This window comes from Tepidimonas sp. HKU77, from assembly GCF_049728535.1.
Lineage (GTDB): Bacteria > Pseudomonadota > Gammaproteobacteria > Burkholderiales > Burkholderiaceae_C > Tepidimonas.
In genome coordinates, this window is record NZ_CP187300.1 from 1,204,494 (window position 1) to 1,230,832 (window position 26,339).

Below are 26,339 nucleotides of genomic sequence, written 5' to 3' on the forward strand. Positions count from 1 at the left end.
GCAGGCAGCGATCGTGTCGATGCCTTGGTGAGTCGCAACGACGGCCAGCCGAACCCCGAACGCAAACATCCAACTTGAGTGAAAGGACTCGACATGTCAAAAAAAGTCAAATGCGCCCTCATCGGCCCGGGGAACATTGGTACCGATCTGCTGGCCAAATTGCGCCGCAGTCCGGTGCTCGATCCGATCTGGATGGTTGGCATCGACCCCGAGAGTGATGGACTTAAAAAGGCACGCGAACTCGGCCTCAAAACCACAGCCGAAGGGGTCGATGGGCTGGTGCCGCACATGCGAGAAGACGACATTCAAATCGTCTTCGACGCCACCAGCGCTTATGTACACGCCGAAAACTCGCGCAAGGTCAACGCGTGCGGGGCCATGATGATCGACTTGACGCCGGCGGCCATCGGCCCCTATTGCGTGCCACCGGTCAACCTGAAACAGCATATCGGCAAACGCGAAATGAACGTCAATATGGTGACCTGCGGCGGGCAGGCGACCATCCCGATGGTCTATGCCGTCAGCCGCGTCCAACCCGTGCGTTACGCCGAAATCATCGCCACCGTCTCCAGCCGCTCCGCGGGGCCTGGCACGCGTAAAAACATCGACGAATTCACCCGCACCACTGCTGGGGCCGTGGCCAAAGTGGGGGGCGCCAAGGAGGGCAAAGCCATCATCATCATCAATCCGGCCGAGCCCCCGATCATCATGCGCGACACGGTCCACTGCCTGGTCGAGGGCAAGCCCAAAGCTGCCGAGATCGAGGCATCGGTGCATCAGATGATCGCCGAAGTTCAAAAGTACGTGCCCGGCTACCGTCTGGTCAATGGCCCGGTCATCGATGGTGACCGCGTATCGATTTACCTTGAAGTCGAGGGCCTGGGCGACTACCTGCCCAAGTACGCTGGCAACCTCGACATCATGACCGCCGCGGCCGCGCGCACCGCCGAAATGTTTGCCGAAGAAATCCTGGCGGGTGCGCTCAAGCTGGAACCCGTCGTGGCCCAACCCACCGCCGCTTGATTGGAGAAACACATGAGCGAATCCCCGAAAAGCCCCCTTGCTGGCCGTCGCGTCACGCTGCACGAGATGTGTTTGCGCGATGGCATGCACCCCAAACGCCACCAGATCACCTTGGAGCAAATGACCACGATCGCACGCGCGCTGGACGAAGCCGGCATGCCGCTGATCGAAGTCACCCATGGGGACGGCTTGGGTGGTGCGTCGGTGAACTATGGGTTCCCGCGACACACCGATGAAGAATACCTGCGCGCCGTCATCCCCGTGGTCAAACGCGCCAAGATCTCGGCGCTGCTGCTCCCCGGCATTGGCACGGTAGATCATCTGCGTATGGCTCACGACGTGGGGGTGCACACGATACGGGTCGCCACCCACTGCACCGAAAGCGACGTGGGTGAGCAGCACATCAAGCTGGCACGGCAACTTGGCATGGATACCGTCGGCTTTCTAATGATGAGCCATATGGCCAGTCCGGAGCGGCTCGTCAAAGAAGCGCGACAAATGGAGAGCTACGGCGCCAACTGCGTCTACATCACGGACTCGGCCGGCTACATGCTGCCGCCAGATGTAACCGCGCGCATCCGAGCCGTGCGCGACGCGCTCAAGCCCGAAACCGAAGTCGGTTTTCACGGCCACCACAACCTGGCCATGGGGGTGGCCAACAGCGTGGCGGCGATCGAAGCGGGTGCCAACCGCATCGACGCCGCCTGCGCCGGCTTGGGCGCGGGCGCCGGTAATACGCCCATGGAGGTACTCGTGGCGGTGCTGGATCGTCTTGGCGTGGAAACCGGCGTCGACGTGTGGAAGATCCAGGACGTCGCCGAAGACCTCGTCGTGCCTATGATGGACTTCCCGATTCGTATCGACCGTGACGCCCTGACGCTGGGTTACGCCGGCGTCTATGGTAGCTTCTTGCTCTTTGCCAAGCGCGCCGAGCAGAAGTACGGGATTCCGGCTCGCGAGATCCTGGTCGAATTGGGCCGCCGCGGCATGGTCGGCGGCCAGGAAGACATGATCGAAGACACCGCATTGAGTTTGGCAAAGGCGCGGGGGCTCATCCCGGCCCGTGCCGCCTGAACCTGCCGTCGGGGGCCTGGGGCCCCGACGGCTCGGCAACGTATTTTCCCCAGTGTTGATCACGAATGAACAACCATGAAGCTCTACTACGCGCCCGGCGCCTGCTCCCTCTCGCCCCACATCGCGTTGCGCGAAGCGGGCTTGCCGTTCGAATTGATCAAAGTCGATCTGAAGACCAAACAAACGGAGACGGGCGAGGATTACCGGCGCATCAACCCCAATGGTTATGTGCCGTGCCTGGTTCTCGACGACGGTCGCAACCTGACAGAGGGACCGGCCATCGTGCAGTTCATCGCTGACCAAGCGCCCGAAAAGGGGCTCGCCCCCGCTGCCGGCGATTTCGCCCGCTACCAGCTGCAGCAGTGGTTGAATTTCATCTCGACCGAAATTCACAAATCCTTCAGTCCGCTCTTCAATCCGGCCGCGGGCGATGACGCCAAGGCACTGGCCCGGCAAATCCTGCAGGCTCGTTTGACGACGGTGGCGGAGCACTTGAATCACTCGCCATACCTGCTCGGTGAGCGCTTCAGTGTCGCCGACATTTACCTGTTCGTCACGCTGAGTTGGGCCAGCTACGTGGGCCTCGACCTCGCACCATGGCCAGCGCTGCAACATTTCGCTGCCCGCATCGGGCAGCGCCCAGCGGTTCAGGCGGCCCTCCGCGCCGAAGGCCTGCTGCCAAGAAGCTGAGTCTGTCATTTACCGACACCCCCTTCAAATATCATGACACTGGATCAACCCACGCTCGAGCGCCTAGCGGAGCATTTGGAAACCTGCCAACTCCAGGCGCAGGACACGCCCAAAATCACCGACGACCATCCCGAAATGGATTGGGAGGACGCGTACGCGGTGCAGGATCTCATCTTGGCGCGGAAACGGGCGCGTGGCGCACGCATCGTCGGCTACAAGTGTGGCTTGACCTCCCATGCCAAGATGAAGCAAATGGGCGTCGAGGAGCCCGTTTTCGGTTTTCTGGTGGATGAGTACGCAGTATCGGAGGGGGCCTCCATCCGCTGTGATGCGCTGATCCACCCGAAAGTGGAGCCGGAAATTGCCTTCGTCCTCAAGCACGAGTTGGCTGGCCCGGGCTGCCACGTCGGGGCCGTACTGGCCGCGACGGACTTCGTGTTACCCGGCATCGAGGTCATCGACAGCCGGTATCGCGACTTCAAGTTCGACCTCAAGAGCGTCATCGCGGACAACACGTCGGCGGCACGCTTTGTCGTCGGCGGCCAAGCCTGTGCACCACAGGCCATCGATCTGCGCACCTGCGGCGTCGTGCTCGAAAAAAATGGCCTGCCGGTAGCCCTGGGGGCCGGAGCCGCGGTTCTGGGACATCCAGCCGCTGCCGTCGCGGCGCTGGCCAACCACCTGGGCCGCCGCGGGCAGAAGATCCCTGCCGGCGCGCTCATCCTCTCAGGCGGGGTCACCGAAGCGGTCGCCGTCGCCCCCGGTGACCACGTGTGCCTGCGCATACAGGACATGGGGCATGTCAGCCTGCGTTTCGTCTGAATCTTCCAGAAGGAGCCCCGATGCCGTTCGCTCAAATCTACATGCTCGAGGGTCGCACGCCCGAACAGAAAAAAGCCGTCATTGAGAAAGTCACTCAGGCTTTGCAGGAAGCAACCAACGCCCCCAAAGAGAGCATCCGCGTCTGGATCCATGAGATGCCTAAGGAAAACTGGGGCATCGCAGGCGTCAGCGCGAAAGACCTGGGACGTTGACTTCGCCCGAGAACAGCTCGACAGCCCTGTGCTCGGGCTACCCCCTCACTCCAAAACCACCCACGGCAAATCATGCTGGCGCGCCAGCGCCCGCAGCTGCGCGCGCGTGCGTTGCCCGAACCAGCGCGCCAAGGCTTGCGCGGTGGCTGGCTGCAGGCACGCCTGCGGGGTCAGTGCGCCCAGCCCGGCCAGCTCGCCCAAGCGGTGGGCGAAGTGGGGCTCCAACGCTGCCACCGCCACCCGCCCGTCAGCGCAGCGGTAGATCCGGTACCCGGCGTGGGCACCACCCAGCAGCCCGCCGGGCGTGGTCAGGCCCCAGTCGCGCGGCAACGCCAGCCAGCGGGCGGCATCACTCAGCGCCACGTCATGGATCCCGCCATGACCGGTCCGTTCGCGCACGATGAGTACGGACAGCACCGCTTCGACGGCCAGCAGGGCGCCAGCCATGTCGGCCAGCAGGCTGGGCGGCATCGTCTCGCCATCGATCAGGCCCGCCTCGGCCTGATAGGTCAGATCGTGCCCGGCCTCCTCGGCCCGCGCGCCCGGCCCGCCGACGATGCGCACCACGCACAGGCGCGGCCAGCGGGCGCGCAGGGTATCGGCGTCCAACCCGAGCCGCGCCAGCGCCGACGGGCGAAAGGCCGTGAGCAACACGTCGGCGCGGTCGAGCCGGCGCGCCAAGCGACGCTGGCCGGCCACGCTTTTGAGATCCAGCTCGATCGCGTCCACACCCCGGTGCAGGCGTGCGTAGGCGGCAGCGCTGTAGTGCCGCATGGGATCGCCCGTGGGCGGCTCGATCGGGGTGCAGCGGGCGCCCAGCGCCCGCAGCCGCATCACGGCGGCCGGCCCAGGTAAGTTGAGCGCCAGGCTGACGATGCGCACGCCCGCCAACGGCTTGGCTGGCGGCCGTCGAGTGGGGCGTTCGGCGTTCATGCAGCCACTGTATCAAAGCGCTGTCCCCGGCGGCCACCCAAAGTGCTCCACTTATGGCCACCCAAATTGCTCCACCTGACCAGTGGTGACCTGATGCATTGAGCTTGGCATGTTGGTCGCCCGCTGGCCGACAGGCAGGACGTTACTTTCACCCCCTCACCAACGAGGGGACCACCGGAGTGAACGTCTTGAAGCCACACTTGCAAACCACCATATGGACGCTGCTGGAGGCCAACGCCAGCCAGCGAGAGATCGAGCGGGTCACAGGTATCTCCCGTCACACCATCCGCGCCTACCGGCAACGCTTTGCGGCCGAACGGGCAAACTGCCCCGGGGTGGCCACCGGCTCTGAGGCGGTGGCCAGTCAAACTGCCCCACCCCGGCCACCGGCTCCTGCTGTTGCCCCTGCGCCACTGGCCTCCTCCCTGTGCGAACCCCACCGTGAGTTCATCCAGGCGCAGTTGCGTCTCAAGCGCAACGCCATGGCCATCTTCCAGGACCTGGTCGACCAGCACGGCTTTGCCGGCCAGTACAACTCCGTCAAACGCTTCGTGGCCCGACTGCGCCAGAAGGAGCCCGAGCAGTTCGACCGCCTGAGCTTCCTGCCCGGCGAGGAGATGCAGGTCGACTACGGCGAAGGCGCTCCCACCCGGGTGCCGGGTTCTGATCGGTACCGCAAACCCCGCCTGTTCGTGGCCACGCTGCGCTACTCGCGGGCAAGCTTTCGCTGCGTGGTCTGGAAGTCCAGCCACCAGATCTGGGCCGAGCTGCACGAGCGGGCCTTTCGCTTCTTTGGTGGTTGCCCCCAGTACGTGGTGCTGGACAACCTCAAGGAAGGCGTCATCACGCCCGACCTGTACGAACCCGAACTCAACAAGGTCTACGCTGCCACCCTGGCGCACTACCATGTGGTGGCCGACCCAGCCCGGGTACGCGACCCCAACCGCAAGGGCACGGTCGAGCACGCTATCGGCCACACCCAGGCCACGGCCTTGAAGGGCCGGCGCTTCGAGTCCATCGAGGCCCACAACGAGTTCCTGGCGCACTGGGAGAAGAACTGGGCGGCCAAGCGCATCCACGGCACCGAGCGGCGCCAGGTGCAGGCCATGTTCGAGGAAGAACGCGCCTACCTCAAGGCGCTGCCGCTGTTGGGCATGCAGTATTTCAGCGAGGTCGAGCGCACGGTGTGCGATGACAGTTGCGTGCGCGTCGCGCACAGCAGCTACGCCGCGCGCCCGGCGGCCATCGGATCGAAGGTGCTGGTGCGCATCTACGCCCAGCGCATCGAGATCCGTGAGGCCAGCACGGGCGATCTGCTGCGCACCCACCCCAAGGCCGAGCGTCCTGGCTCTGTCGTGCTGCCCCAGGACGAGCGGGTGTTCAACCCCTCGCGCGAGACCCGCTACATCCTGCGCCAGGCCAGCGAGATCGGCGAACATGCGGCCCGTCTGTGTGAGCTGCTCTTTGCCATCGAGGGGCGGGTCGGGCAGCGCAAGCTCTGGGGCATCGTGGCTCTGGTGCGGCGCTACCCGGCCCACTGCGTCAACGCCGCCTGTGCCCAGGCCCTGGAGCAGGGCATCTACAGCTACAAGCGCGTGCTGGCTTTGAGCGAGGGTCTTTTTGCCCAGGCGCTCGCCGCCATTGAAGCCCATGCCAGCGGTGACAACGGCGCGGTGCTCACCACCCCAGAGCTGACCCAGCAGCACGGGCTCATCCGCGATGTCGATGAGTACGGTGATCTCTTCGCGCACGCCGCAGCCACGGCCACGGCAACCGTATCCAGTACCACCGCTGCCACCACCACCGCACCGGGGAGCCTGGCATGAACCTGGCCGAGATCGAACGCGCGCTGCGCGAATTGCGCCTCTCGGGCATTGCCGAGACCCTGTCGACCCGCGTGATGCAGGCCCAGGCCAGCCAGGAGCCGTTCCTGGAGACCTTCGCCGCCATGCTGCAAGACGAGCTGGACCGGCGCCGAACGCGCCTGATGGAGCGCCGCTACAAGCGCTCGGGGCTGGATGAGAAGGTCACGCTGGCCGACTTTGACTGGCGCTTCAACCCCAAGCTGCCCAGATCGGCCTGCTTTGAGCTGCACACGCTCAAGTTCATCGCAGAGGGCGCCAATGCACTGATCGTGGGCAAGCCCGGCACGGGCAAGAGCCACTTGGCCAAGGCGGTGGCCTACCAGGCCACGCTGGCCGGTCACGATGTGCGCTATCTGGAGGCGGACACCGAGTTTGGCCGCTACGCGCTGGGCAATGCCACCGAGCGGGGCTCACTGCTCAAGGAGTGGGTGCAGCCCGACCTGCTGGTCCTGGATGACCTGTTCCTGGCGCGGCGCATCAGCGAGCACGCCGCCGAGGTGTTGCAGGCCATCGTGCACCAGCGCTACAAGTTGCGCAGGTCGATCGTGGTGACCTCCAACCGGGTGGTGCAGGACTGGGGTAAGTATCTGGGCGACGCCACCATGGCCACCACCATCCTGGACCGCCTGATGCACCGCTGCGCGATGCTGGAATTCGAGGGCAAGAGCTACCGCCTCAAGGAGGCCGCCGCGCGCATCGCCATCAGCCCTGAAGCCTCATAATTCGACCGTCCTGCCTGGAGCAGTTTGACCGGCCACAAGTGGGGCAGTTTGGGGTGGCCATCGGGGGCGCTGTCACGCATGCGTACTACGATAGGGGGTGGAGAATACCCAAATCCGGCGCCACCACCCCCCGCGGGTGGTCCGCCCCAACCTTGCGAGGAGACCCCATGCCATTGCGCGCCACCAAAATCGTTGCCACCCTCGGACCCGCGTCCGATGCCCCCGACATGCTCGAGGCCATGCTGCAGGCGGGCGTCGATGTCGTGCGCCTGAATTTTTCTCACGGCAGCGCCGACGATCACCGCCAGCGTGCCGAGCGCGTGCGCGCCGCAGCACAGCGCCTGGGCAAAGAGGTGGCCATCATGGCCGACCTGCAGGGTCCCAAGATTCGGGTGGGCAAGTTCGCCCATGGCCGTGTCACCCTGCGCGAGGGAGCGCCGTTCGTGCTCGACGCCACCCGGACGGAGCCGGGCGACGAAACCGTGGTCGGCCTGGACTACAAGGAGTTGCCACGCGACGTGGTGCCCGGCGACATCTTGCTGCTCAACGATGGCCTGATCGAGCTGGAAGTGGTCCGCGTGGAAGGCGCGGCCGTGCACACCCGCGTCGTGGTGGGGGGCGAGCTGTCCAACCACAAGGGCATCAACAAGCGCGGCGGGGGGTTGACCGCCCCCGCGCTCACCCCCAAGGACATGGCCGACATCGCCACCGCCATGGCGCTACGGGCCGACTATGTGGCGGTGAGCTTTCCCAAGAACGCCGACGACATGCGCTTGGCGCGCCGCCTGTGCGATGAAGCCTCCACCGATGACCATCGCCCCGGCCTGATCGCCAAAATCGAGCGTGCCGAAGCCATCCCCGAGCTGGAAGCGATTCTGCAGGCCAGCGACGGCATCATGGTCGCGCGCGGCGACCTCGCGGTCGAGGTGGGTAATGCGGCTGTGCCGGCGCTGCAAAAGCGCATGATCGCGCTGGCACGCGAGCACGATCGGCTCGTGATCACCGCCACGCAAATGATGGAGAGCATGATTCACGCACCGGTGCCCACGCGCGCCGAAGTCAGCGATGTGGCCAACGCGGTGCTCGATGGCACCGACGCCGTGATGCTGAGCGCCGAGACCGCCGCCGGCAAATACCCGCTGCAGACGGTACAGGAGATGGCGCGCATCTGCCTGGCGGCGGAGCAAGCGTACCACGACGCGCTCGATGCCGACTTCATCGGCAAGACATTCGCGCGTATCGACCAATCGATCGCGCTCGGCGCGCTGTTCATTGCGTCGCACCTGCAAGCGCGCGCCATCATCGCGCTGACCGAGTCCGGCTCCACGCCGCTGTGGATGAGCCGCCACACGGTGGACATCCCGATCTTTGCCATCACGCCACGCGTGAGCACGGCACGGCGCCTTGCCCTGTACCGCAATGTGCACGCGCTGCGCATCGCGGGCGGCAGTGCCGATCGGGACACGGCGCTGATGCAGGCGGAACAACACCTGAAATCACGCGGACGCCTGCAGACGGGCGACCGGTACGTGATCACCGCCGGCGAGCCGATGGGCACGCCGGGCGGCACCAACATGCTCAAGGTGGGGCAGGTGGGATAAAACTGGAAGCGCACGATGCAGCGACCGCACGACGTCCAGCAACGATATTGGCGTTGCGTTCTGGTCATCACGAGCGCACTGCTGGTGATCTGGTTTGGGGTGACGTTCGTCGTCGCGTACTTCGCGCGCGAGCTGCGCTTCGATTTTTTCGGTTGGCCGTTCAGCTACTGGGTGGCCGCTCAGGGCGCGTTGCTGACCTATGTGGCCATCGTCGTGCTGTACGCCTATGTCATGCATCGGCTCGACGCTGTGCATGATGTCGATGCCGTCGACGATTGACCCGTGGAGACGGACAACGCAGTCACCAGCTGGCCCCGAGTCGAGATGCGCTACCATCGACGGCATGATACAAGCGGTGCACACCACCCAACTCCACTCGCTGCCGCTGCTCGCGCGCGGCAAGGTACGCGACAACTACGCGGTCGGTACCGACCGCATCCTCATGGTGGCCACCGACCGCATCAGTGCGTTCGATGTCATCATGGGCGAGCCCATCCCGGGCAAGGGCGAGCTGCTGACGCGCTTGAGTCTGTTTTGGTTCGACAAGCTGGGGCCCAAGGGGGCCAACCTTTGCCCCATCCACCTGACGGGTGAGGATCCGCTGAGCGTCGTGGCCCCCGATGAGCGCGAGCTGGTGCGCGGGCGCTCGATGTTGGTCAAGCGGCTGCAGCCCATCCCGGTAGAGGCGGTGGTGCGCGGCTACCTGGCCGGCAGCGGGTGGAAGGAGTACCAGCAATCGCAGTCGGTATGTGGCGTGCCCTTGCCTGCGGGATTGCGCCTGGCCTCGCGGCTGCCCGAGCCGATCTTCACCCCGGCGGCCAAGGCGGCCGTGGGCGAGCACGACGAAAACATCACGTTCGACGAAATGGCCGCCCGCATCGGGCCTGATCTGGCCGCGCGTATCCGTGACCTATCGATCCGCCTGTACCAAACGGCCAGCGACTATGCGGCCACGCGGGGTATCATCATCGCCGACACCAAGTTCGAGTTCGGCCTGGATGCGGACGGCACGCTGACGCTGATGGACGAGGTGCTCACGCCCGATTCGTCGCGTTACTGGCCCGCAGAGTCGTATCAGGAAGGCATCAATCCGCCGAGCTTCGACAAGCAGTACCTGCGCGACTGGCTGGAGACGGCACAGGTGGACGGACGGCCGTGGAACAAAACGCCACCGGCGCCGCGCTTGCCACGCGAAGTGATCGAGCAGACTGCGGCCAAATACCGCGAAGCACTCCAGCGCCTGATCGGTTGAGGTCAACGCAGCGGCAGCCGCAACACGAAGCAGCTGCCGCCACCGGGGCGCGGCTCGCAGTGCACGCTGCCGCCGTGCCGCTCGGCGATCTGGCGCACCAGACTCAGGCCCAGCCCCACGCCGCCCGCGCTCTCGCCATGGCCGCGCAGGCGGTAAAAAGGCTCGAAAATCCGCTCGCGCTCGGCCTCGGGCACACCCGGGCCGCGGTCACACACGCGCAGTTCGGCAGCGTCACCCACGCGCCGCAGCTGCACGTCGGGGGGCTGTGGGGGAGCGTGGCGGCGGGCGTTGTCCAGCAGGTTGCGCACCGCGCGCCGCAGCAGTCGCTCGTCGCCCAGAACGGTCAACATCACCCCCTCGACCTCCGCCCCGACAGCCGCTGCTTCCTCAGCGGCCAAGCCGAGTAACTCGACCGGCGCGCGCTCGAAGGCAGGCATCGCCTGCAGGCGGCTGGCCAGCAATACCTCCTCGACCAGCGCATCGAGCTCGGCCAGGTTGCGCTCGATCTCGCGCCAGCGCGCGTCAGCCGCTGCCGGGTCTTGCCGCAGCAGCGACAGCGCTAGGCGCAAACGGGCCAACGGCGAGCGCAACTCGTGCGAGGCGTTGGCCAGCAGCGACCGGTGCGCCTGCACCAGCGTCTCGATGCGCGCCGCGGCGGCGTTGAAGCTGGCCGCCAGTGCGGCCACTTCGTCACGCCCGCTGACGTCCACGCGCTGGCGCAAATCGCCCTGGCCGAACGCTTGCACGCCCGCGCGCAGCCGCTCCAATCGACGCGTGAGTGAGCGCACCACCGGATAGGCGACCAGTCCCACCAAACCCCAGGCGATGGCCAGCGATCCCACCATCCACAGGCCGCGGGAACGCTCGCCGTCGTCGTCGTAGAGCAGGGGGGTCAACAGCGGATCGCCCCAACCACCACTCCAGTCCGTCCACGCAGCCTGGGTCTCGTCGCGCTCGCGTTGCGCGTGGTATTGCGCCACGCCGTAGGCCAGCGTGCCGAACACCAGCAGCACGACCAACACCGCGCCATAGATGCGCCAAAACAACCGCGTCATGCCGCGACTTCGTCCGCGCTGCGCGCCAGCATATAGCCGCAACCCCGCACGGTCAGGATGCGCCGCGGCTGGCGCGGGTCGTCCTCGATGGCGGCGCGGATGCGCGAGATGTGCACATCGATCGAGCGGTCGAACGCCTCTTGCGGATGGCCCTTCAACGCATCCATGATCTGGTCACGCGTGAGCACCCGGCCCGCGTGGCGTGCCAACACGGCCAGCAGTTGGAATTGGTAGGGCGTGAGTTCGCGCGGCTGTCCATGCACACGCACCTGCAGCGCGCCCAAATCCAGCTCCAGCGCGCCCACGCGCAGACACGAATCTGCATCGTCGCGGGCGCCGTTGGCGCGCCGCAGCAGCGCGCGCAGGCGCGCGAGCAATTCACGCGCCTCGAACGGTTTGGCCAGGTAGTCGTCGGCGCCGAGCTCGAGCCCCACGACACGGTCGGCGGCCTCGCCCCGCGCCGTCAGCATCAGCACCGGCAGGGCGCGCGTGCGCGGTGCCTGGCGCAGCTCACGGCACAGATCCAACCCGTCGCCGTCGGGCAACATCAGGTCTAGCACCACGGCGTCGGGCAAGGGATCGGCACGCAAGCACTGGCGCGCTTGCGCCAGCGTCTCGGCATGCCGGGTGCGCAGGCCGGCGCTGCCCAAATAGTCGGCCAGCATGGCGGTCAGCCGGCCGTCGTCGTCAACGATGAGAATGGTGGGGGCGCTCATGCGGGCCCATCCCCGGACGGTGCTTGCCTTCGGCGCGCTGTTGCATGCGTTCGGCCCAGCGTTGCCGCTGCTCCGGCGTCAGCACCTTGGCCGCATCGATCATGAAACGGTTCATGCGCGCCGTCAAGCGGTCGTGCCAGGCCAGTTCGCGCTGGCGCAATGCCTCCAGCGCAGCTTCGTCCAGGGCTGGCGCGGCCAGCAGGCGCTGGCGCTCCTCGCGCAGCGCGCGGCCTTCCTGCCGCAGGGGTTGCATATCGGCGCGGGCCGCTTGGGCCAGGGTCTGCAGTTGTTCGCGCTGCGCCGGCTGGAGGTCGAGCCCGCGCATCCAATGTTCGACCATGCGCTCGCCCGCTCCTTCCATCGGGCCCATGGGCCCGCCCATGCCGTGGGCAGGGCCCGCCGCCCATACGCCAGCAGACGCCGTCACCAGCGCCAACCCCACCAAAACTGGGCGCCAACCGCGCCCCCACTGCCGTTCGTCGTTCATGGTCACACTCCTTCGATACCGTTGCCGGTGCCGAGCCCCCATGGCCCGTCCGACAACAGCAGTGTCGGCGGCCGCTGTCAAGCCCATTTGGCGGCTGCGTAAAGAAGTGTCAACGCGGCGCCCAATGGCCGCCTTCCCGTCATCAGCGTCGTCAGTACTGGCGCGCGGGCAATTCGACGACCAGTCCGTCGAGCGCCGGCCCGAGGCGGATTTGGCAACTCAACCGGCTGCCGGGCTGGCGCTCGACCGCGGTGTAGTCGAGCATGGTGTCCTCATCGGCCGACAGCGGTGGCAGCCGATCGCGCCACGCGTCGGGCACGATCACATGACACGTGGCGCAGGTCAGGTTGCCACCGCAATCGGCGGCAATTCCGTCGATTCCGGCCTCGACGGCGGCCTTCATCAGGCTGCGGCCATCGGCGGCTACCTCGACCTCGCGGTCGTCCACGGGGCCGTGGGGCCCCGGGGTCACGAAGCGCACGGTAATCACGGTTGTCATCAGTTCAACGCCATGCTGAGCTTGCGGCGGTAGCGAGACACCAGTTCGGCCTGCGGGTCTTCCTGTGTCGCCGTGTGGCCGGCGATCTCCAAGCCCGCTGCCGACTTCGGCGACGGTGCTCCATCGCGCCGGGCGGGCGTCAACAGCTCCAGCAGCGCGACCATGGTCTTGCGCGGGGCCTCGTCGGCCCACTTCTTGTCGCGCATGATGATTTCGAGCAGTTCATCCATCGCCGCGGGCCACTCGCCGCGGGCGATCAACACGCGCGCTTTGGCGAATCGGGTTTCGAAATCGCGCTTGTTGGCCGCGATCGCCTCGTCGAACTTCTCGAGCGGCCACTGTCCACGCGGGTCGTTGCGCACAAACTCGAGGGCGTTGAGCCATTGCGCCAGCGCCTCGAAGCGCAGCGGCACTGGAATCTTGCCCAGCGCGGGCGCGAGCGCGGCGGCCGCCTCGTCGAGCTGCCCCGCTTCGATGAGCAGGCGCACCAAATCGTAGCGTACGTCGTCGTTGTCGGGCGCTTGCGCCAGTGCATCGCGCAAGCGCTGCAAGGCCGTGCCCGCATCCCCTTGTGCCGCGGCTTGCTGCGCCTGGGCCAGCTCGGTCTGCGCCATGAGGTCAGCCTCGCTCGGCAAGTGACGGTCCAAGAAAGCCTTGATCTGGCCTTCAGGCAAAGCGCCCATGAACCCATCGACCGGCTGGCCACCGACGAACAGGATACAGGTCGGGATGCTGCGAATCTGGAAGTAGCCCGCGAGTTGCTGCTCCTCCTCCGTGTTGACCTTGGCCAGCACGAAGCGCCCGGCGTAGGCCGCCTCCACCTTTTCCAGTAGGGGGCCCAGCACCTTGCAGGGACCACACCAGGGCGCCCAGAAATCCACCAACACCGGGGTGGTCAGCGAGGCCTCGAGCACCTCGGTCTGGAAATTGGCAAGCGTGACGTCGATCATGTCGGCACCGTCCGATTCTCTAGAATGAAGGGATTTTCCCCGGGGTCGCCATGTCCAGCAGCAACGTCCAGGTCGGTGTCGTCATGGGTTCCAGCAGTGACTGGGAGACCATGCAACACGCGGCTGCCATTTTCCAACAGTTTGGCGTCGCCTTCGAGGCGCGCGTCGTCTCGGCCCACCGCATGCCCGACGATATGTTCGCTTATGCCGAAGCCGCGGAAGGCCGCGGGCTGCAAGCCATCGTGGCCGGCGCAGGCGGCGCCGCCCACCTTCCCGGCATGCTGGCGGCCAAGACCACGGTGCCCGTGTTGGGCGTGCCGGTGCCCAGTCGGCACCTGCAGGGGGTGGATTCGCTGCACTCCATCGTACAAATGCCCAAGGGGGTGCCGGTGGCCACCTTTGCCATCGGTGCCGCAGGCGCGGCCAATGCGGCATTGTTCGCGGTGGCCATGCTGGCGCGCCACGATGCCGCGCTGCGCGAACGGTTACACGCTTTTCGTGCCGAGCAGACCGCGATGGCGCGCGCCATGACGCTGCCGATCGGGGAGGCGTCATGAGCGCCACGCCCATCCTGCCCGGCCCCATGGCCGGTGGTCGCACGGCCACCCTGGGGGTGCTCGGTGGGGGTCAGCTGGGCCGCATGTTCGTGCACGCGGCCCAGGCACTGGGCTACCAAACAGCAGTGCTCGACCCCGATCCCATCAGCCCCGCAGGCCGCGCCAGCGACGTGCACATCGCCACCGCCTACGACGACGAACAGGGCCTGGCGCAATTGATGCAACGCTGTGAGGCCATCACCACCGAGTTTGAAAACGTCCCCGCCGGGGCGCTGGCAACCCTGGCCGCGCAACGGCCGGTCGCCCCCGGAGCGCAGGCGGTGGCCATCGCGCAAGACCGCATCGCGGAAAAGGCCCACTTCGCGGCTTGCGCCCCCTTGGCCGGCGTGGGGCCGGCGCCGTATGCCGTCATCACCGAGGCCGATGATCTGGCGCGCGTACCCGATGCGCTGCTGCCTGGCATCCTCAAGACCGCCCGCCTGGGCTACGACGGCAAAGGACAAGTTCCCGTCGACGACCGAGCGGCACTGGCCGCGGCCTGGGAACAATTGGGCCGCGTTCCTTGTGTGCTGGAGCAGCGGTTGGCATTGCGTGACGAGCTATCGGTCATCCTCGCGCGGGCCGCCGATGGGACCACGGTGCACTTCGAGCCGCAGCGCAACGTGCACCGCCGTGGCATCCTGGCCGTGACCGAAGCCGTCCCCGGTGCCGTGCCTGCTGCCCTGGCGCAACGGGCGGTCGAGGCCACGCGCATCGTGGCCGAGCAGCTGCAATACGTCGGCGTGCTGTGCGTGGAATATTTCGTCATCGACGACAGCAGTGCCGACGGGAGGCTCGTGGTCAACGAGATGGCGCCGCGCCCGCACAACAGCGGCCACTACACGATCGACGCTTGCGACGTGTCGCAGTTCGAGCTGCAAGTACGCACACTCACCGGGTTGCCCCTGCCTGCGCCGCGCCAGCACAGCGCGGCCATCATGCTCAACTTGTTGGGTGACCTGTGGTGGCGCGACGGCCAGCCGTGCACCCCGGACTGGACGGGCGTGCTGGCGCTGCCCGGCGTACACCTACACCTGTATGGCAAGCTCGATGCCCGCCCCGGGCGCAAGATGGGGCACCTCACCGTCACTGCCCCGACGGCAGCGCAGGCGCAAACCACCGCGCTAGCAGCAGCGCAGCGGCTGGGTATCGCACCATGGCGCTGATTCTTCACGCCCAGCGGCCCGAAGCGGACGCGGCCATCGACGACGCGGTGCAGCGGCTGCGCGCCGGCCACCTCGTCGCGCTGCCCACCGAGACCGTCTATGGGCTGGCCGCGGACGCCGACCAGCCCAAGGCCGTGGCGCGCATTTTTGCCGCCAAGGGGCGGCCAGCGGACCACCCGCTGATCGTGCACCTGGCAGGCACCACCCGGGAAGAACGGGCCGCAGCACTCGATCACTATGCGGCGCAGGTGCCCCCATTTGCCCAGCGCCTGATGGAGGCGTTCTGGCCCGGGCCGTTGACGTTGATCCTACCGCGCCGGCCCGGCGTGGCCGACACGGCTGCCGGCGGACAGCCCACCATCGGCTTGCGCTGCCCCGCGCACCCAGTGGCCCAGCGCGTGTTGTGCGCGGCCAAAGCGGCCGGTATCCATGGCCTGGCGGCACCGAGCGCCAACCGCTTCGGCCGCGTGAGCCCAACGACCGCCCAGCATGTGCTCGACGAGCTTGGCCACCTCGACGACGAGGCGCTGTTGATCCTGGACGGTGGCGCGTGCCCCGTGGGGATCGAATCGACCATCATCGACTGCTCGCGCGGCATGCCGGTGCGGCTGCGGCCCGGCACGATCGGCCTCGACGAGTTGCACGCCGCGGCGAGTGTGCCGATCGCCGAGCGCGACGCGCAGGCACCGCGCGCGTCCGGCACGCTGGCGTCGCACTATGCCCCGCGTGCCAAAGTACGGCTGATGGATGCCACCGAGCTGCAAACGGCGCTCGACCTGCTGGGCGGCGAGGCGCGTCAGCTGGCGGTCTATCACCGCACGCCGCTGCGGGTGCTAAGCCCGCATGTCCGCATGGCACGCATGCCCGATGATGCCGCCGCTTGCGCGCGCGAGCTGTTTGCCGTCTTGCGCGCGCTGGATGCGGATGACACGCGCCTGATCTGGGTGGAGCGGCCGCCGGCCGATGCCGCGTGGGACGGGGTACGAGATCGGCTGCAGCGCGCGGCGGCCTGATCAGCGGGTTCGGGCTGAATCGCCTGCGCCACCGTAGCGGATGCGCATCGTCAAAATCGCCAGCGCCAGGCTCAACGTGATGGCGTTGGCGATGATGATGGGCCACGCGCCCAGCAAGATGCCATAGACCAGCCAGCACGCGACCCCGGTGGTGAACGCGCTGTACATCCCTAGCGAGATCCCCGAAACGTCGCGCGTGCGCCACGTCAACCATGCTTGCGGCACGAAGCTGGCCGTGGTCAACACGGCGGCCACGGTCCCGATCGCATCGGCCCACCCTGCCAGCGCGTCAGCGGGCATCGGGCAGCTCGATCTTGACTTCGAGCACCTCCAGATTATCCTGGCGCTCGAGGTGCACCTTGATGTCGTCGGGATTGATCGGGATGTATTTGCCGATCACGGCGACCAGGTCGCGCTGCAGGGCGGGCAGATAGTCGGGCTCCGACGCATTGCGCCCGGAACGCTCATGCGCCAGGATGATCTGCAGCCGTTCCTTGGCGACCGCCGCGGTTTTTTTCTTTTCGCCCAGCAAAAAGGACAGCAAGGACACGGCGCTCACCTCCCGAACAGGCGCTTGAAAAAGCTGGGCTTTTCGGCCTCGATGAAGCGCAGCGGCTTGTCCTGGCCCAAGAAGCGATCGATGACGTCCTTGTACGCCTCCGAGACATCGGTGCCTTGCAGGTGGATGGCCGGTACCCCTTGGTTGGACGCTTGCAACACGGCTTCGCTCTCGGGAATGACGCCGATGAGCGGAATGCGCAGGATGTCTTGAATGTCTTGCAGCGACAGCATTTGCCCGTCCTGCACGCGGTTGGGGTTGTAGCGCGTGATCAGCAGGTGCTCCTTGACCGGCTCGCGGCCTTCGATCGCGCGTTTGGTCTTGGAACTGAGCATGCCCAGGATACGGTCCGAATCGCGCACCGACGAGACCTCCGGGTTGGTCACGACCAGCGCCTCGTCGGCGTAGTGCATGGCCATGAGCGCGCCGGTTTCGATGCCCGCGGGCGAGTCGCACACGATGTATTCGAACCCCATGCCCGCCAGGTCGTGGAGCACGCGCTCCACGCCATCCTGCTTGAGCGCTTCTTTGTCGCGCGTCTGGCTGGCGGCCAGCACGTAGAGGTTGTCGACCTGCTTGTCACGGATGAGCGCTTGGTTCAGATTGGCCTCACCCTGAATGACGTTGACGAAGTCGTACACCACGCGCCGCTCGCAGCCCATGATGAGGTCGAGGTTGCGCAGACCGACGTCAAAGTCGATGACCACTGTCTTGAGCCCCTTGAGGGCCAGACCGGTGGCGAACGAGGCGCTGGTCGTGGTCTTGCCTACGCCACCTTTGCCCGATGTAACGACGACGATTTTGGCCATGGAAACCGCTTTCGATCCAAAAATGGTGTTCAAGAGGACAGGGGTTCGAACAACAGCTTGTCCCCGTCCGGGCCCGTGGACAGCCGCACCTGCGCGGGTTTGCCGCGCACGGCGTCGGGCCAGGGCTTTTCTGCCGTTTGATAAATCCCAGCGATGGAGACCAGCTCGGGCTCCAGCGCCAACGAAAAGATACGCGCCTGGGTGTCACCACGCGCCCCGGCGATGGCCCGCCCCCGCAACGGCGCATAGACGTGGATGTGGCCATCGGCGATGACTTCCGAGCCCGGATTGACCATCGCCAGCACCACCAGGTCGCGGCCGCGCGCATACACCTGTTGACCCGACCGCAAGGGCCGATCGATCACCAGCGCGGAGCTCGGCGCCGCCGGTGCCGTCTCGACGGATACGGTCGGCGCAGCAGCAGGCGCGGCACCACTGCGAACCGCTGCCGCTGGAGGGGCTTCGGCCTCGACGAGCCCTGCTGCCAGGAAGGCGTCTCGCCACATCGGGGGGGCCGCACAAAACGCCAGCGGACGCAACCCTGCCGCACGCAAGCCATCGAGCAAGGCTTGCTGCTCCAGCGGTGTCGGCGCGTTCGCCGCGCCCGCCCAGTCGGCGCAATCGAGCAAGAGCGGCTCATCCTCGAAAAAGCCGGGCGCGCCGCCATAGCGCTGCTCGAGCTCGGCCAACACCGCTGCCACATCTGGCCCGCGCAGACGGGCCACCACCAGCGGCAGTTGGCCGTGGCGAATCTCGAGGGCAACGGTGGGTGGGGCGGACATGGCGTGCATTCGGTGCGCATCTTAGCAGCGTCGCCCCTCCGTGTTGGCGAGGCGCGGTGCGCCATCGTGCCAATGGCGTTTTCCCTGTTTTTCTTCTTTTGAATCGATCACGGTAGTCGTCGTAGCTAGAACATCGGCCTCGGCCGTGGATAAGACCGTGATCTGGCGATGCAACAATGGGTTGCGAGACGCTCAACCCTGTGGGCTGGGTGGCAGAAAGGGGCAGCGCCAACGGGAACAATGTTGCTTGGTGCTCGCCCCTCGGTGGATAACCGTCTCGTTACCCGCTCGATATCCACAGGGTTGTTCGCACGCAAAAAAACCACGGGTTGCCTGCCGCGATGCCATCAAGGCGGCGGGCAACCCGCGGTTGGTGGTCGCAACGCCCCGGGGGGCGATGCCGTCGACGGGCGAGCCGCGTCAGTCGATGACGGTGTAGCCCTCGTCGCGGATGGCTTGGGCCAGTTCCGTGCGGGGCCGCGACGACTCGATCTCGACGCGTTGGGCGTCGAGATCGACGCGCACCGTGGCGTCGGGGTCGAGGGCGCGGACGGCTTGCGTGACCGCGCGCACGCAGTGTTGACAAGACATACCGGTGACGGTGAAGGCGTGTTGCATGGGATGGACTCACAGCAGGAAAAACGACACCTGCATCATAAGTCGCCGCCCATCCGTTGCATACTCGTTGGGTATGACCTCCACCGTTGCGCCTTCCGATGCCGAAACCACGGGCCAGTGCGATCTGGGCATTGGCGGCATGACGTGTGCCTCGTGCGTGGCCAGGGTCGAACGGGCCCTGCAGCGCGTGCCCGGGGTGGTGTCGGCCAGCGTCAACCTGGCCACCGAGTCGGCGCGGGTGCAGTGGCGAGCGGACCCGACACTGGCCGCGGAGTTGCCGGCGCGGCTGCAGCGCGCCATCCGCGATGCGGGGTACGACCCTCTTCCGCTGGACGAGGATACGGACGCTGCGCAGGCCGCGCAGGATGCCGCACTGCGGCGCGAGGGGTGGTGGGTGCTGGCAGGCTTGCTGTTGGCATTGCCGCTGGCGGCCCCCATGCTGCTGCAGCCGTTGGGGGTGCACGCGATGTTGCCGCCGCTGTGGCAGGCCTTGCTGGCGACGCCGGTGCAGTTTGGGCTGGGGGCGCGTTTTTACCGGGCGGGCTGGCAGGCGCTGCGCCATGGCAGCGGCAACATGGAACTGCTGGTGGCGCTGGGTACTTCGGCCGCCTGGGGCATGAGCGTGTGGCTGTGGTGGCGCGCGCCGTCGGGCACCGAGCCGCATTTGTACTTCGAAGCCGCCGCCATGGTGATCGCGCTGGTGCGGCTGGGCAAGTGGCTGGAGGCGCGCGCCAAGCGCCGCACGTTGGCGGCCATTCGGGCGCTGCAGGCGCTACGGCCCGAGCGTGCGCACCTGCTGCCGGACGGCGTGCGACGTGACGCCGTGGTCGATGTTCCCGTTTCCGAGCTGTTGCCCGACGACCGGGTACTGGTGCGCCCGGGTGAGCGCATTCCCGCCGACGGCGTGATCGAGCGGGGCCGCACGCAGGTCGACGAGTCGCTCCTGACCGGCGAACCGTTGCCGGTGGAAAAGGCCGAAGGCGATGCCGTGACCGGCGGCAGCCTCAATGGCGACGGGGCGATCGAGGTGCGCGTGACCGCCACGGGCGCGCAATCGATGCTGCAACGCATCATCGCGTTGGTGCAAGACGCGCAGGCGCACAAGGCGCCGGTGCAGCAGACCGTGGATCGGGTGGCGGCAGTGTTCGTGCCCGTGGTGGTGGTGGTGGCGCTGACCACTGCCGTGCTGTGGGGGACGGTGGGCGGTGCCCCGCTGGAGAGCGCCGTGTTGAACGCCGTGGCGGTGTTGGTGATCGCTTGCCCGTGTGCCCTGGGGTTGGCCACGCCCACGGCGATCATGGCCGGCACGGGAGCGGCGGCGCGCCACGGCATCCTGGTCAAGGATGCGCAAGCGCTGGAGGCGGCACACAAGGTGCGTACCGTCGCGTTCGACAAGACCGGCACGCTCACCCTGGGGCGCCCGCGGCTGCTGGCGCTTGCGCCGGCCGAGGGCGTCGATGAACAGGCCGCATTGCGCACGGCGGCTGCCCTGCAGATGGGCAGCAGCCACCCGTTGGCGCAGGCGGTGCTGGCAGCCATCGGCGAGGGGCAACCAGAGCCGGCCGAGGCGGTGCAGGCGGTGCCCGGCCGGGGTGTACAAGGCCGCGTGCAGGGCGTCTCGCTGGCATTGGGCAGTCCGGGCTGGATGGTGGAGCTGGGCTGTCGCTGGACGGGTGAGGGTCTGCCTGCTCGGTGGGCCGAGTTGCAGGCGCTGGCGCAGCGAGACGGTGCGACGCTGGCAGTGCTGGCCTGGCACGACGATCCCGTGTGGCGGCCGCTGGCGCTACTGGCCTTTGCCGACGAGCCGCGGCCCACCGCGGCCGCCGCCATCGCGGCCCTGCGGGCGCGTGGCATCGGGGTTGTCATGATCTCGGGCGACCAGCGGGCCTCGGCGGAGGCGATGGCGCGCCGCTTGGGGCTGCGGCCGGAAGCGGGCGAGGTACGGGCCGAGGTGCTGCCGGCGGATAAGGTGTCCGTGGTGCGCGAATGGCAGGCCGTCGCTGGCCCGGTGGCCATGGTGGGCGATGGCGTCAACGATGCCCCGGCGCTGGCCGCGGCCGACGTCGGCATGGCCATGGGCAGTGGCACGGACGTGGCGATGCACGCGGCGGGCATCACGCTGCTGCGCGGTGACCCGGCACTGGTGCCCGCGGCGCTCGATATTTCGGCACGCACGGTGCGCAAGATTCGCCAGAACCTGTTTTGGGCCTTCATTTACAACGTGGCGGGGATTCCGCTGGCGGCCTTAGGGTGGCTGGACCCGGTGTTTGCCGGCGCGGCGATGGCCGCGAGTTCGGTCAGCGTCGTGAGCAATGCCTTATGGCTGACGCGTTGGCACCCGGCACCGCTGCCGCCTGCCGCGCCGCATTGACTTGGGTCAACATCGCCCACCGCAGGCTGGGGCATGCTCGCGCTTGGCCCGGCATCTGACAGTGGCGGGCCGTGGCCATTTGGCGGGAGTCCCCCATGCATGCTTCGAGTGCCCTGCGTACCATTCGCGACGAACACGCCGCGCTGGCAGCGATGCTGCAGTCCCTGCTGTGGCTGGTTCGCCGCGGCCCGGGCGATGACCGCGCGCGCTTTTTCGACACGCTGCGCGCGATGCTGTTCTACATCGACGAGTTTCCGGAGCGCTTGCACCATCCGAAAGAGTCCGATCTGCTCTTTCCGCGCGTGGCCAAGCGCGAGCCGGCCGTGCTGCCCGTCATCACCCGGCTGGAGCAGGACCACATGAAGGGCGAGTCGCAGGTGCGCGAATTGCAGCACCGGCTGCTGGCCTGGGAATGGCTGGGCGACGACCGCCAGGCCGCCTTCGTCGAGGCCTGCGAGCGCTATGTCGGGTTTTATCTGGAGCACATGCGGCTGGAGGAGCAGGAAATCCTGCCCGCGGCCCAGCGCGTGCTCGACGAAGCCGACTGGCGGGCGCTGGACGAGGCGTTCGAGGCCAACCGCGACCCGCTGACGGGCCGTTATGCGCCCGATCCGGCCTACGAGCGGCTGTTTCGCCGCATTCTGGAGGTGGCCCCGGCGCCCATCGGCCTCGGGGCGTGACCTCACAAACCCAGGGCGGCCAGCCAGTCGTCGAAGGCGTTCAGCAGGCGATCCACATGCGCCGGGGAGGTGGCCGGCGAGCACAGCATCATGCCGTGGAACGGGGTCAGCAGCACCCCGCGGTTGAGCAGGAACAGGTGCAGGCTGGCTTCCAGCGCCGGCTGGGCATGGCGGCGCACATCGTCGGCGTTGCGCGGCGTCTCGGGCATGAACTGCAGTTCCAACCGGGCGCCCAGCCGTGTCACGGTCCAGGGCAGGGCACGGGCGCGCAAGCGCTCGGTCAAGCCGGCTTCCAGCGCATCGGCGACGCGGTTCATGGCGGCATAGCTGGCTGGCGTGTGCAAATGCTGCAAGGCCGCATCCAGCGCGGCCATGGCCAGGGCGTTGGCCGTGAGTGTGGTGCCGATGCCGCTGTGCCCCTCGGGTGCAGCCTGTTTGACCGCCTGCATGCGGGCCGCCAGATCGGCGGTCACGCCGTACAGTGCGCAGGGCACGCCCCCGGCGACGGCCTTGCCGGCCACCCACACGTCGGGTGCCAGCCCGTGCGCCCGCGCATGGCCGCCGACGCCGCTGGACAGGGTATGGGTTTCGTCCAGCACCAACAGGGTGCCGTAGCGGCGGCACAGGGCCTGAGCCGCCGGCCAGAAGCCGGGCTCGGGCGGCACCAGCCCAAAGTTGGTCAGCGCGGGCTCGGCCAGCAGGGCGGCCACTTGCCCATCGGCCAGCGCGCGCTCCAGCGCGGTCAGGTCGTTGAAGGGGATGACCCGCGTGAAATCGGGGTGGTCGTGCACCGCGCCGAGCACCGATGGCCGGCGCACCGTGCTGCCGGTCGCGGGGTCGCGGTCCACCAGCGTGTCGTCCACCGCGCCGTGGTAGCAGCCATCGAACACCAACAACTGCGGCCGGCCGGTGACCGCGCGCGCCCAGCGCAGCACGAAGCGGTTGGCGTCGCTCGCGGACAGGGCCAACTGCCAGAACGGCAAGCCAAAGCATTGCGCCAGCCGTTCACCGACGCCCGCTGCCGCCTCGGTGGGCAGCATGCAGGTCAGCCCGTGCGCCGCCTGCTCGGCGATGGCGCGCGCCACCGGGGCCGGGGAGTGGCCGAACATCGCCCCGGTGTCGCCCAGACAAAAGTCCGCGTAGCCATGCCCGTCGGCGCAGGTGAGTTCCGCCCCGTGGGCGCTGCGCACGAACAGCGTCACGGGGTTGGGCCAGTCGCGCATCCAGTGCAGCGGCACGCCAAACAGGTAGTGCGCCGCGCTGCGCCCGGCCAGCACGCGCGAGCGGGGGTGTTCGGCCAGGAAGCGCTCGCGCTCGGCGGCTTGCAGCGCCGCCAGGCGCTCGGCGGATACGGGGGCGGAAGGGGAGGGCATTCGGGTGTCGCGCATGGTGTGACAGGATAGAAAGGCCCGCGTTACAATGCGGGGCCATGTCTCGCCTCGAACAGGGATCCGCTTGCCCGGTGCCGTTGCGCCGCGGTCTGGTGCTCGCGCTGTGGCTGTCGCTGGGGGCGGCGGTGTCACTGGGCATCACCCGCTTTGCCTATGGCCTGCTGCTGCCGCCGATGCGCGCGGATCTGGGCTGGAGCTATCTGCTCGCCGGCGCCATGAACACGGCCAATGCGGTGGGCTATCTGGTCGGGGCACTCACCGTCCCTGCGCTGATGCGCCGCCATGGTCCGGCGGCGGTGTTGCTGGGCGGGTCGGCGTTGGCGGCGCTGTTCATGGCGGGCAGCGGTTTTTTGACGGCCGATGGGCCGCTGCTGACCCAGCGTTGGCTGGCGGGCATCGCCAGTGCCTGGGTGTTCGTGGCCGGGGGGCTGCTGGCGGCCCGGCTGGGCAGTGTCTGGCCCCGCCATGCCGGCCTGATGCTGGGCCTGTACTATGGTGGCGTGGGCAGCGGCATCGTGCTGTCGTCGCTGGCGGTGCCGGCCGTGCTGGCTTGGGCGGCGGATCGGCCGCACGCCTGGGCGTGGGCCTGGTGGGCCTTGGCCGTGGCCTGTCTGGCGGCCACCGGGGGCCTGGTCCACGCCTGGCGCGGCCTGGGCACGCTGGGGCTGACGGGCGCCGCCCCGCCGGCGCCGGCCAGTTCGCCGGCGCCCGCCGCTGCCGGGGGGCCGGCCCACACCGGGGCGCTGCTGCGGGCGTTTGCCCCCTCGCTGGCGGGCTACGCCTTGTTTGGGGTGGGCTACATCGGCTATATGACGTTCGTGGTCGCGCTGCTGCGCGACCGCGGCACCCCTGCGGCTGAAATCACGCTGTTCTATGCCCTGCTGGGGGTGGCGGTGATGGCGTCGTCGCGCCTGTGGGCCGGGCTGCTGGATCGGCACCGCGACGGGCAGCCCCTGGCGCGGCTGAATGCATTGCTCGGACTGGCCACGGTGTTGCCGGCCCTGACCCACGCCTGGCCGGTGCTGCTGGCGTCGGGCCTGCTGTTTGGCGCGGTGTTTTTGTCCGTGGTGGCATCGACCACCGCGCTGGTGCGCCACAACCTGCCGCCGGCGCAGTGGGCGCGTGGCATCAGCCTGTTCACCATCGTGTTTGCGCTGGGGCAGATCGTCGGCCCCACGGTGGTGGGTTGGATCGGCGACGGCCCCGGGGGGCTGGAGCGGGGGTTGGTGTTCTCGGCGGGGGCGCTGTGGCTGGGGGCGCTGGCGGCGTGGCGCCAGCGTGCCCTGTCCTGAGAAAAAAAGCGGGCTTTCCGCAGAAAGCCCGTCCCAAGGAGCGTTTTTGGAGAGATCGGGCGGCCCGTCACCGCCCGTGTGCGGACAGGGCCGCGATCAGAAGTCGTGGCGCATGCCGAAGGCGACCAGGCGCTCGTCCTTGGTCTTGGCCCCGACGTTGTTCTTCACCACCACGTCGCGGTAGCCGGCGTACAGGCGCGTGCGCTTGGACAGGGCATAGGTGGCGCCGAGGGCGAAGCCGCTGGCCTTGCCGTTCTTGGCGCCGCCGGCCGAGTCCTTGGTCTTGCTGTAGGCATAGCCGCCGGAGAAGGCCCAGGCCCCGACCGGCACGGTCACGCCCAGCGCGTATTCGCTGTCGTCGCCGTTGGCGGCGCTGCCCTTGCGCTGGTTGTATACGCCCGACACCGAGAAGCTGCCGAAGTCATACATCGCGGCCAGCGCGGTGTACTTGTCGGATTTGTCCTTCTCGTTTTGGTGGGCCAGAGCGACCTCGAATTCCTTTTGCTTGTAGCCGGCCTTGAAGGCGTACTTGTCCTGGGAGACGCCGGCCTTCTCGTCCAGCGAGACGTCGATGCCCGCGTAGAAGCCGCCCATGTTGGGGCTGTAGTAGCTGATCTTGTTGTCGAAGCGCCGGGCATAGTCGCCGCCCGACTTGAACACGCCGTTGCGGGAAGCGGTGAAGGCCGAGCCGAACACATCGCGGCTCTCGCCCAGGGCACGCACGTCGTTGTAGACGGTCGTGCTGCGGCCGAGTTTGACCTCGCCGAAGCCACCCATCAGCGACAGGCTGGATTCGCCTCTGAAGTATGGGTCTTGCGACGCGCCGGTGTCGGGGTTGAAGCGGTTTTCCAGCTTGAAGGCCGCCTTCAGGCCGCCGCCCAGATCCTCGGTGCCGCGCAGGCCCCAGCGCGAGGCGGTCAGACCGCCGTCGCCGCCCTGGAACATCTGGGTGGTGGAGGTGTTCTTGACCTTGTCCTTGAGGTTGCCCACCGACAGGTCCACGCGACCGTACAGCGTGACGTTGGATTGGGCCAGGGCGGCCCCGGTGGTCATCAGGGCGGCCAGGGCGATCAGGGATTTTTTCATCGTCGGATTTCCTAGGGTTGAACCAGAAAGCGGCAGCCCCGGATGGGGGGGCTGCAACTGGGGATGGGCGGCCCG

29 protein-coding genes are annotated in these 26,339 nt (G+C 67.6%); 16 read left to right on the forward strand and 13 right to left on the reverse strand.

Annotated elements, in window-relative coordinates; all coding sequences use genetic code 11:
- Positions 1-93: 93 nt before the first annotated feature.
- The 5 genes from ACPP3B_RS05790 to ACPP3B_RS05810 all read left to right on the forward strand — a co-directional run bounded on the left by ACPP3B_RS05790 (position 94) and on the right by ACPP3B_RS05810 (position 3,821).
- Positions 94-1,023: an acetaldehyde dehydrogenase (acetylating) gene (locus ACPP3B_RS05790; RefSeq protein WP_424860007.1), complete on the forward strand. Its 930-nt coding sequence runs from the start codon at positions 94-96 to the stop codon at positions 1,021-1,023.
- A gap of 12 nt (positions 1,024-1,035) precedes the next feature.
- The gene (gene dmpG / locus ACPP3B_RS05795) at positions 1,036-2,097 is read left to right on the forward strand and encodes a 4-hydroxy-2-oxovalerate aldolase (protein WP_424860008.1); all 1,062 of its coding nucleotides are present in this window, start codon (positions 1,036-1,038) and stop codon (positions 2,095-2,097) included.
- Positions 2,098-2,172: 75 nt separating this feature from the next.
- Positions 2,173-2,787: a glutathione transferase GstA gene (gene gstA / locus ACPP3B_RS05800; RefSeq protein WP_424860009.1), complete on the forward strand. Its 615-nt coding sequence runs from the start codon at positions 2,173-2,175 to the stop codon at positions 2,785-2,787.
- Positions 2,788-2,820: 33 nt separating this feature from the next.
- Positions 2,821-3,609 carry a 2-oxo-3-hexenedioate decarboxylase gene (dmpH, locus tag ACPP3B_RS05805; protein WP_424860010.1) on the forward strand — a complete coding sequence of 263 codons (789 nt, stop codon included), beginning with the start codon at positions 2,821-2,823 and terminating at the stop codon, positions 3,607-3,609.
- A 20-nt stretch (positions 3,610-3,629) separates the two neighbouring features.
- Positions 3,630-3,821, forward strand: a complete 192-nt coding sequence (locus ACPP3B_RS05810) for a 2-hydroxymuconate tautomerase (protein WP_424860011.1) — start codon at positions 3,630-3,632, stop codon at positions 3,819-3,821.
- Positions 3,822-3,866: 45 nt separating this feature from the next.
- On the opposite strand, the gene ACPP3B_RS05815 is transcribed toward ACPP3B_RS05810, so the two are convergent.
- The gene (locus tag ACPP3B_RS05815; protein WP_424860012.1) at positions 3,867-4,754 is read right to left on the reverse strand and encodes a CoA transferase; all 888 of its coding nucleotides are present in this window, start codon (positions 4,752-4,754) and stop codon (positions 3,867-3,869) included.
- Between the two features lie 179 nt (positions 4,755-4,933).
- Here ACPP3B_RS05815 and istA point away from each other — a divergent pair, with 179 nt between their 5' ends.
- The 5 genes from istA (at position 4,934) to ACPP3B_RS05840 (ending at position 10,194) form a co-directional block, all read left to right on the forward strand.
- On the forward strand, positions 4,934-6,580 hold the full coding sequence (gene istA, locus ACPP3B_RS05820; RefSeq protein ID WP_045786200.1) for an IS21 family transposase: 1,647 nt from the start codon (positions 4,934-4,936) through the stop codon (positions 6,578-6,580).
- Positions 6,577-7,341, forward strand: coding sequence for an IS21-like element helper ATPase IstB (gene istB, locus ACPP3B_RS05825; protein ID WP_045786199.1), 765 nt, complete (start codon positions 6,577-6,579; stop codon positions 7,339-7,341). The genes istA and istB overlap by 4 nt, the downstream gene beginning before the upstream one ends.
- A 167-nt stretch (positions 7,342-7,508) precedes the next feature.
- Entirely contained in the window at positions 7,509-8,942 is a 1,434-nt protein-coding gene (gene pyk, locus ACPP3B_RS05830; protein ID WP_424860013.1) for a pyruvate kinase, read from the forward strand.
- Between the two features lie 15 nt (positions 8,943-8,957).
- Positions 8,958-9,221: a DUF4212 domain-containing protein gene (locus ACPP3B_RS05835; protein WP_299022025.1), complete on the forward strand. Its 264-nt coding sequence runs from the start codon at positions 8,958-8,960 to the stop codon at positions 9,219-9,221.
- 64 nt (positions 9,222-9,285) lie between these two features.
- On the forward strand, positions 9,286-10,194 hold the full coding sequence (locus ACPP3B_RS05840) for a phosphoribosylaminoimidazolesuccinocarboxamide synthase (RefSeq protein WP_424860014.1): 909 nt from the start codon (positions 9,286-9,288) through the stop codon (positions 10,192-10,194).
- A 2-nt stretch (positions 10,195-10,196) separates the two neighbouring features.
- On the opposite strand, the gene ACPP3B_RS05845 is transcribed toward ACPP3B_RS05840, so the two are convergent.
- From ACPP3B_RS05845 to trxA, 5 genes are all read right to left on the reverse strand, one after another.
- Complete coding sequence (locus ACPP3B_RS05845) at positions 10,197-11,249, reverse strand: ATP-binding protein (RefSeq protein ID WP_424860015.1); 1,053 nt, start codon at positions 11,247-11,249, stop codon at positions 10,197-10,199.
- Positions 11,246-11,965 (reverse strand): response regulator, encoded by a 720-nt coding sequence (locus ACPP3B_RS05850; RefSeq protein ID WP_424860016.1) that lies wholly within the window; start codon positions 11,963-11,965, stop codon positions 11,246-11,248. Before ACPP3B_RS05850 ends, ACPP3B_RS05845 begins: the two co-directional genes overlap by 4 nt.
- Complete coding sequence (locus ACPP3B_RS05855) at positions 11,937-12,452, reverse strand: Spy/CpxP family protein refolding chaperone (RefSeq protein ID WP_299022031.1); 516 nt, start codon at positions 12,450-12,452, stop codon at positions 11,937-11,939. The genes ACPP3B_RS05850 and ACPP3B_RS05855 overlap by 29 nt, the downstream gene beginning before the upstream one ends.
- 151 nt (positions 12,453-12,603) lie before the next feature.
- The gene (locus ACPP3B_RS05860; RefSeq protein ID WP_299022034.1) at positions 12,604-12,951 is read right to left on the reverse strand and encodes a 2Fe-2S iron-sulfur cluster-binding protein; all 348 of its coding nucleotides are present in this window, start codon (positions 12,949-12,951) and stop codon (positions 12,604-12,606) included.
- Positions 12,951-13,901, reverse strand: a complete 951-nt coding sequence (trxA, locus tag ACPP3B_RS05865) for a thioredoxin (RefSeq protein ID WP_424860017.1) — start codon at positions 13,899-13,901, stop codon at positions 12,951-12,953. Before trxA ends, ACPP3B_RS05860 begins: the two co-directional genes overlap by 1 nt.
- Before the next feature lie 50 nt (positions 13,902-13,951).
- Here trxA and purE point away from each other — a divergent pair, with 50 nt between their 5' ends.
- Genes purE through ACPP3B_RS05880 form a run of 3 tightly spaced genes read left to right on the forward strand, consistent with a single transcriptional unit; the run spans position 13,952 to position 16,676 of the window.
- A complete protein-coding gene (purE, locus tag ACPP3B_RS05870) occupies positions 13,952-14,458 on the forward strand; it encodes a 5-(carboxyamino)imidazole ribonucleotide mutase (protein WP_299022038.1) in 507 nt (168 codons plus the stop codon).
- On the forward strand, positions 14,455-15,663 hold the full coding sequence (locus ACPP3B_RS05875; protein ID WP_424860018.1) for a 5-(carboxyamino)imidazole ribonucleotide synthase: 1,209 nt from the start codon (positions 14,455-14,457) through the stop codon (positions 15,661-15,663). The genes purE and ACPP3B_RS05875 overlap by 4 nt, the downstream gene beginning before the upstream one ends.
- Positions 15,660-16,676 (forward strand): L-threonylcarbamoyladenylate synthase, encoded by a 1,017-nt coding sequence (locus ACPP3B_RS05880; RefSeq protein WP_424860153.1) that lies wholly within the window; start codon positions 15,660-15,662, stop codon positions 16,674-16,676. The genes ACPP3B_RS05875 and ACPP3B_RS05880 overlap by 4 nt, the downstream gene beginning before the upstream one ends.
- Here ACPP3B_RS05880 and ACPP3B_RS05885 read toward each other — a convergent pair whose 3' ends face one another.
- The 5 genes from ACPP3B_RS05885 to ACPP3B_RS05905 all read right to left on the reverse strand — a co-directional run bounded on the left by ACPP3B_RS05885 (position 16,677) and on the right by ACPP3B_RS05905 (position 19,444).
- Positions 16,677-16,976: a SemiSWEET transporter gene (locus tag ACPP3B_RS05885; RefSeq protein WP_299019699.1), complete on the reverse strand. Its 300-nt coding sequence runs from the start codon at positions 16,974-16,976 to the stop codon at positions 16,677-16,679.
- Positions 16,966-17,226: a cell division topological specificity factor MinE gene (gene minE / locus ACPP3B_RS05890; protein ID WP_299019702.1), complete on the reverse strand. Its 261-nt coding sequence runs from the start codon at positions 17,224-17,226 to the stop codon at positions 16,966-16,968. The genes ACPP3B_RS05885 and minE overlap by 11 nt, the downstream gene beginning before the upstream one ends.
- A gap of 5 nt (positions 17,227-17,231) precedes the next feature.
- A complete protein-coding gene (gene minD / locus ACPP3B_RS05895; RefSeq protein ID WP_299019704.1) occupies positions 17,232-18,044 on the reverse strand; it encodes a septum site-determining protein MinD in 813 nt (270 codons plus the stop codon).
- A gap of 29 nt (positions 18,045-18,073) precedes the next feature.
- Entirely contained in the window at positions 18,074-18,826 is a 753-nt protein-coding gene (gene minC, locus ACPP3B_RS05900) for a septum site-determining protein MinC (RefSeq protein ID WP_424860019.1), read from the reverse strand.
- A gap of 420 nt (positions 18,827-19,246) precedes the next feature.
- Complete coding sequence (locus ACPP3B_RS05905) at positions 19,247-19,444, reverse strand: heavy-metal-associated domain-containing protein (protein ID WP_299019708.1); 198 nt, start codon at positions 19,442-19,444, stop codon at positions 19,247-19,249.
- A 73-nt stretch (positions 19,445-19,517) separates the two neighbouring features.
- On the opposite strand from ACPP3B_RS05905, the gene ACPP3B_RS05910 reads away from it, so the two are divergent.
- Positions 19,518-21,815 carry a heavy metal translocating P-type ATPase gene (locus ACPP3B_RS05910; RefSeq protein ID WP_424860020.1) on the forward strand — a complete coding sequence of 766 codons (2,298 nt, stop codon included), beginning with the start codon at positions 19,518-19,520 and terminating at the stop codon, positions 21,813-21,815.
- Positions 21,816-21,910: 95 nt separating this feature from the next.
- Positions 21,911-22,495, forward strand: coding sequence for a hemerythrin domain-containing protein (locus ACPP3B_RS05915; RefSeq protein ID WP_424860021.1), 585 nt, complete (start codon positions 21,911-21,913; stop codon positions 22,493-22,495).
- Between the two features lie 2 nt (positions 22,496-22,497).
- Here ACPP3B_RS05915 and ACPP3B_RS05920 read toward each other — a convergent pair whose 3' ends face one another.
- A complete protein-coding gene (locus tag ACPP3B_RS05920) occupies positions 22,498-23,868 on the reverse strand; it encodes an aspartate aminotransferase family protein (protein WP_424860022.1) in 1,371 nt (456 codons plus the stop codon).
- A gap of 56 nt (positions 23,869-23,924) precedes the next feature.
- On the opposite strand from ACPP3B_RS05920, the gene ACPP3B_RS05925 reads away from it, so the two are divergent.
- On the forward strand, positions 23,925-25,178 hold the full coding sequence (locus tag ACPP3B_RS05925) for a YbfB/YjiJ family MFS transporter (protein WP_424860023.1): 1,254 nt from the start codon (positions 23,925-23,927) through the stop codon (positions 25,176-25,178).
- A 96-nt stretch (positions 25,179-25,274) separates the two neighbouring features.
- Here ACPP3B_RS05925 and ACPP3B_RS05930 read toward each other — a convergent pair whose 3' ends face one another.
- Positions 25,275-26,264 (reverse strand): porin, encoded by a 990-nt coding sequence (locus ACPP3B_RS05930; protein WP_424860024.1) that lies wholly within the window; start codon positions 26,262-26,264, stop codon positions 25,275-25,277.
- Positions 26,265-26,339: the final 75 nt, after the last annotated feature.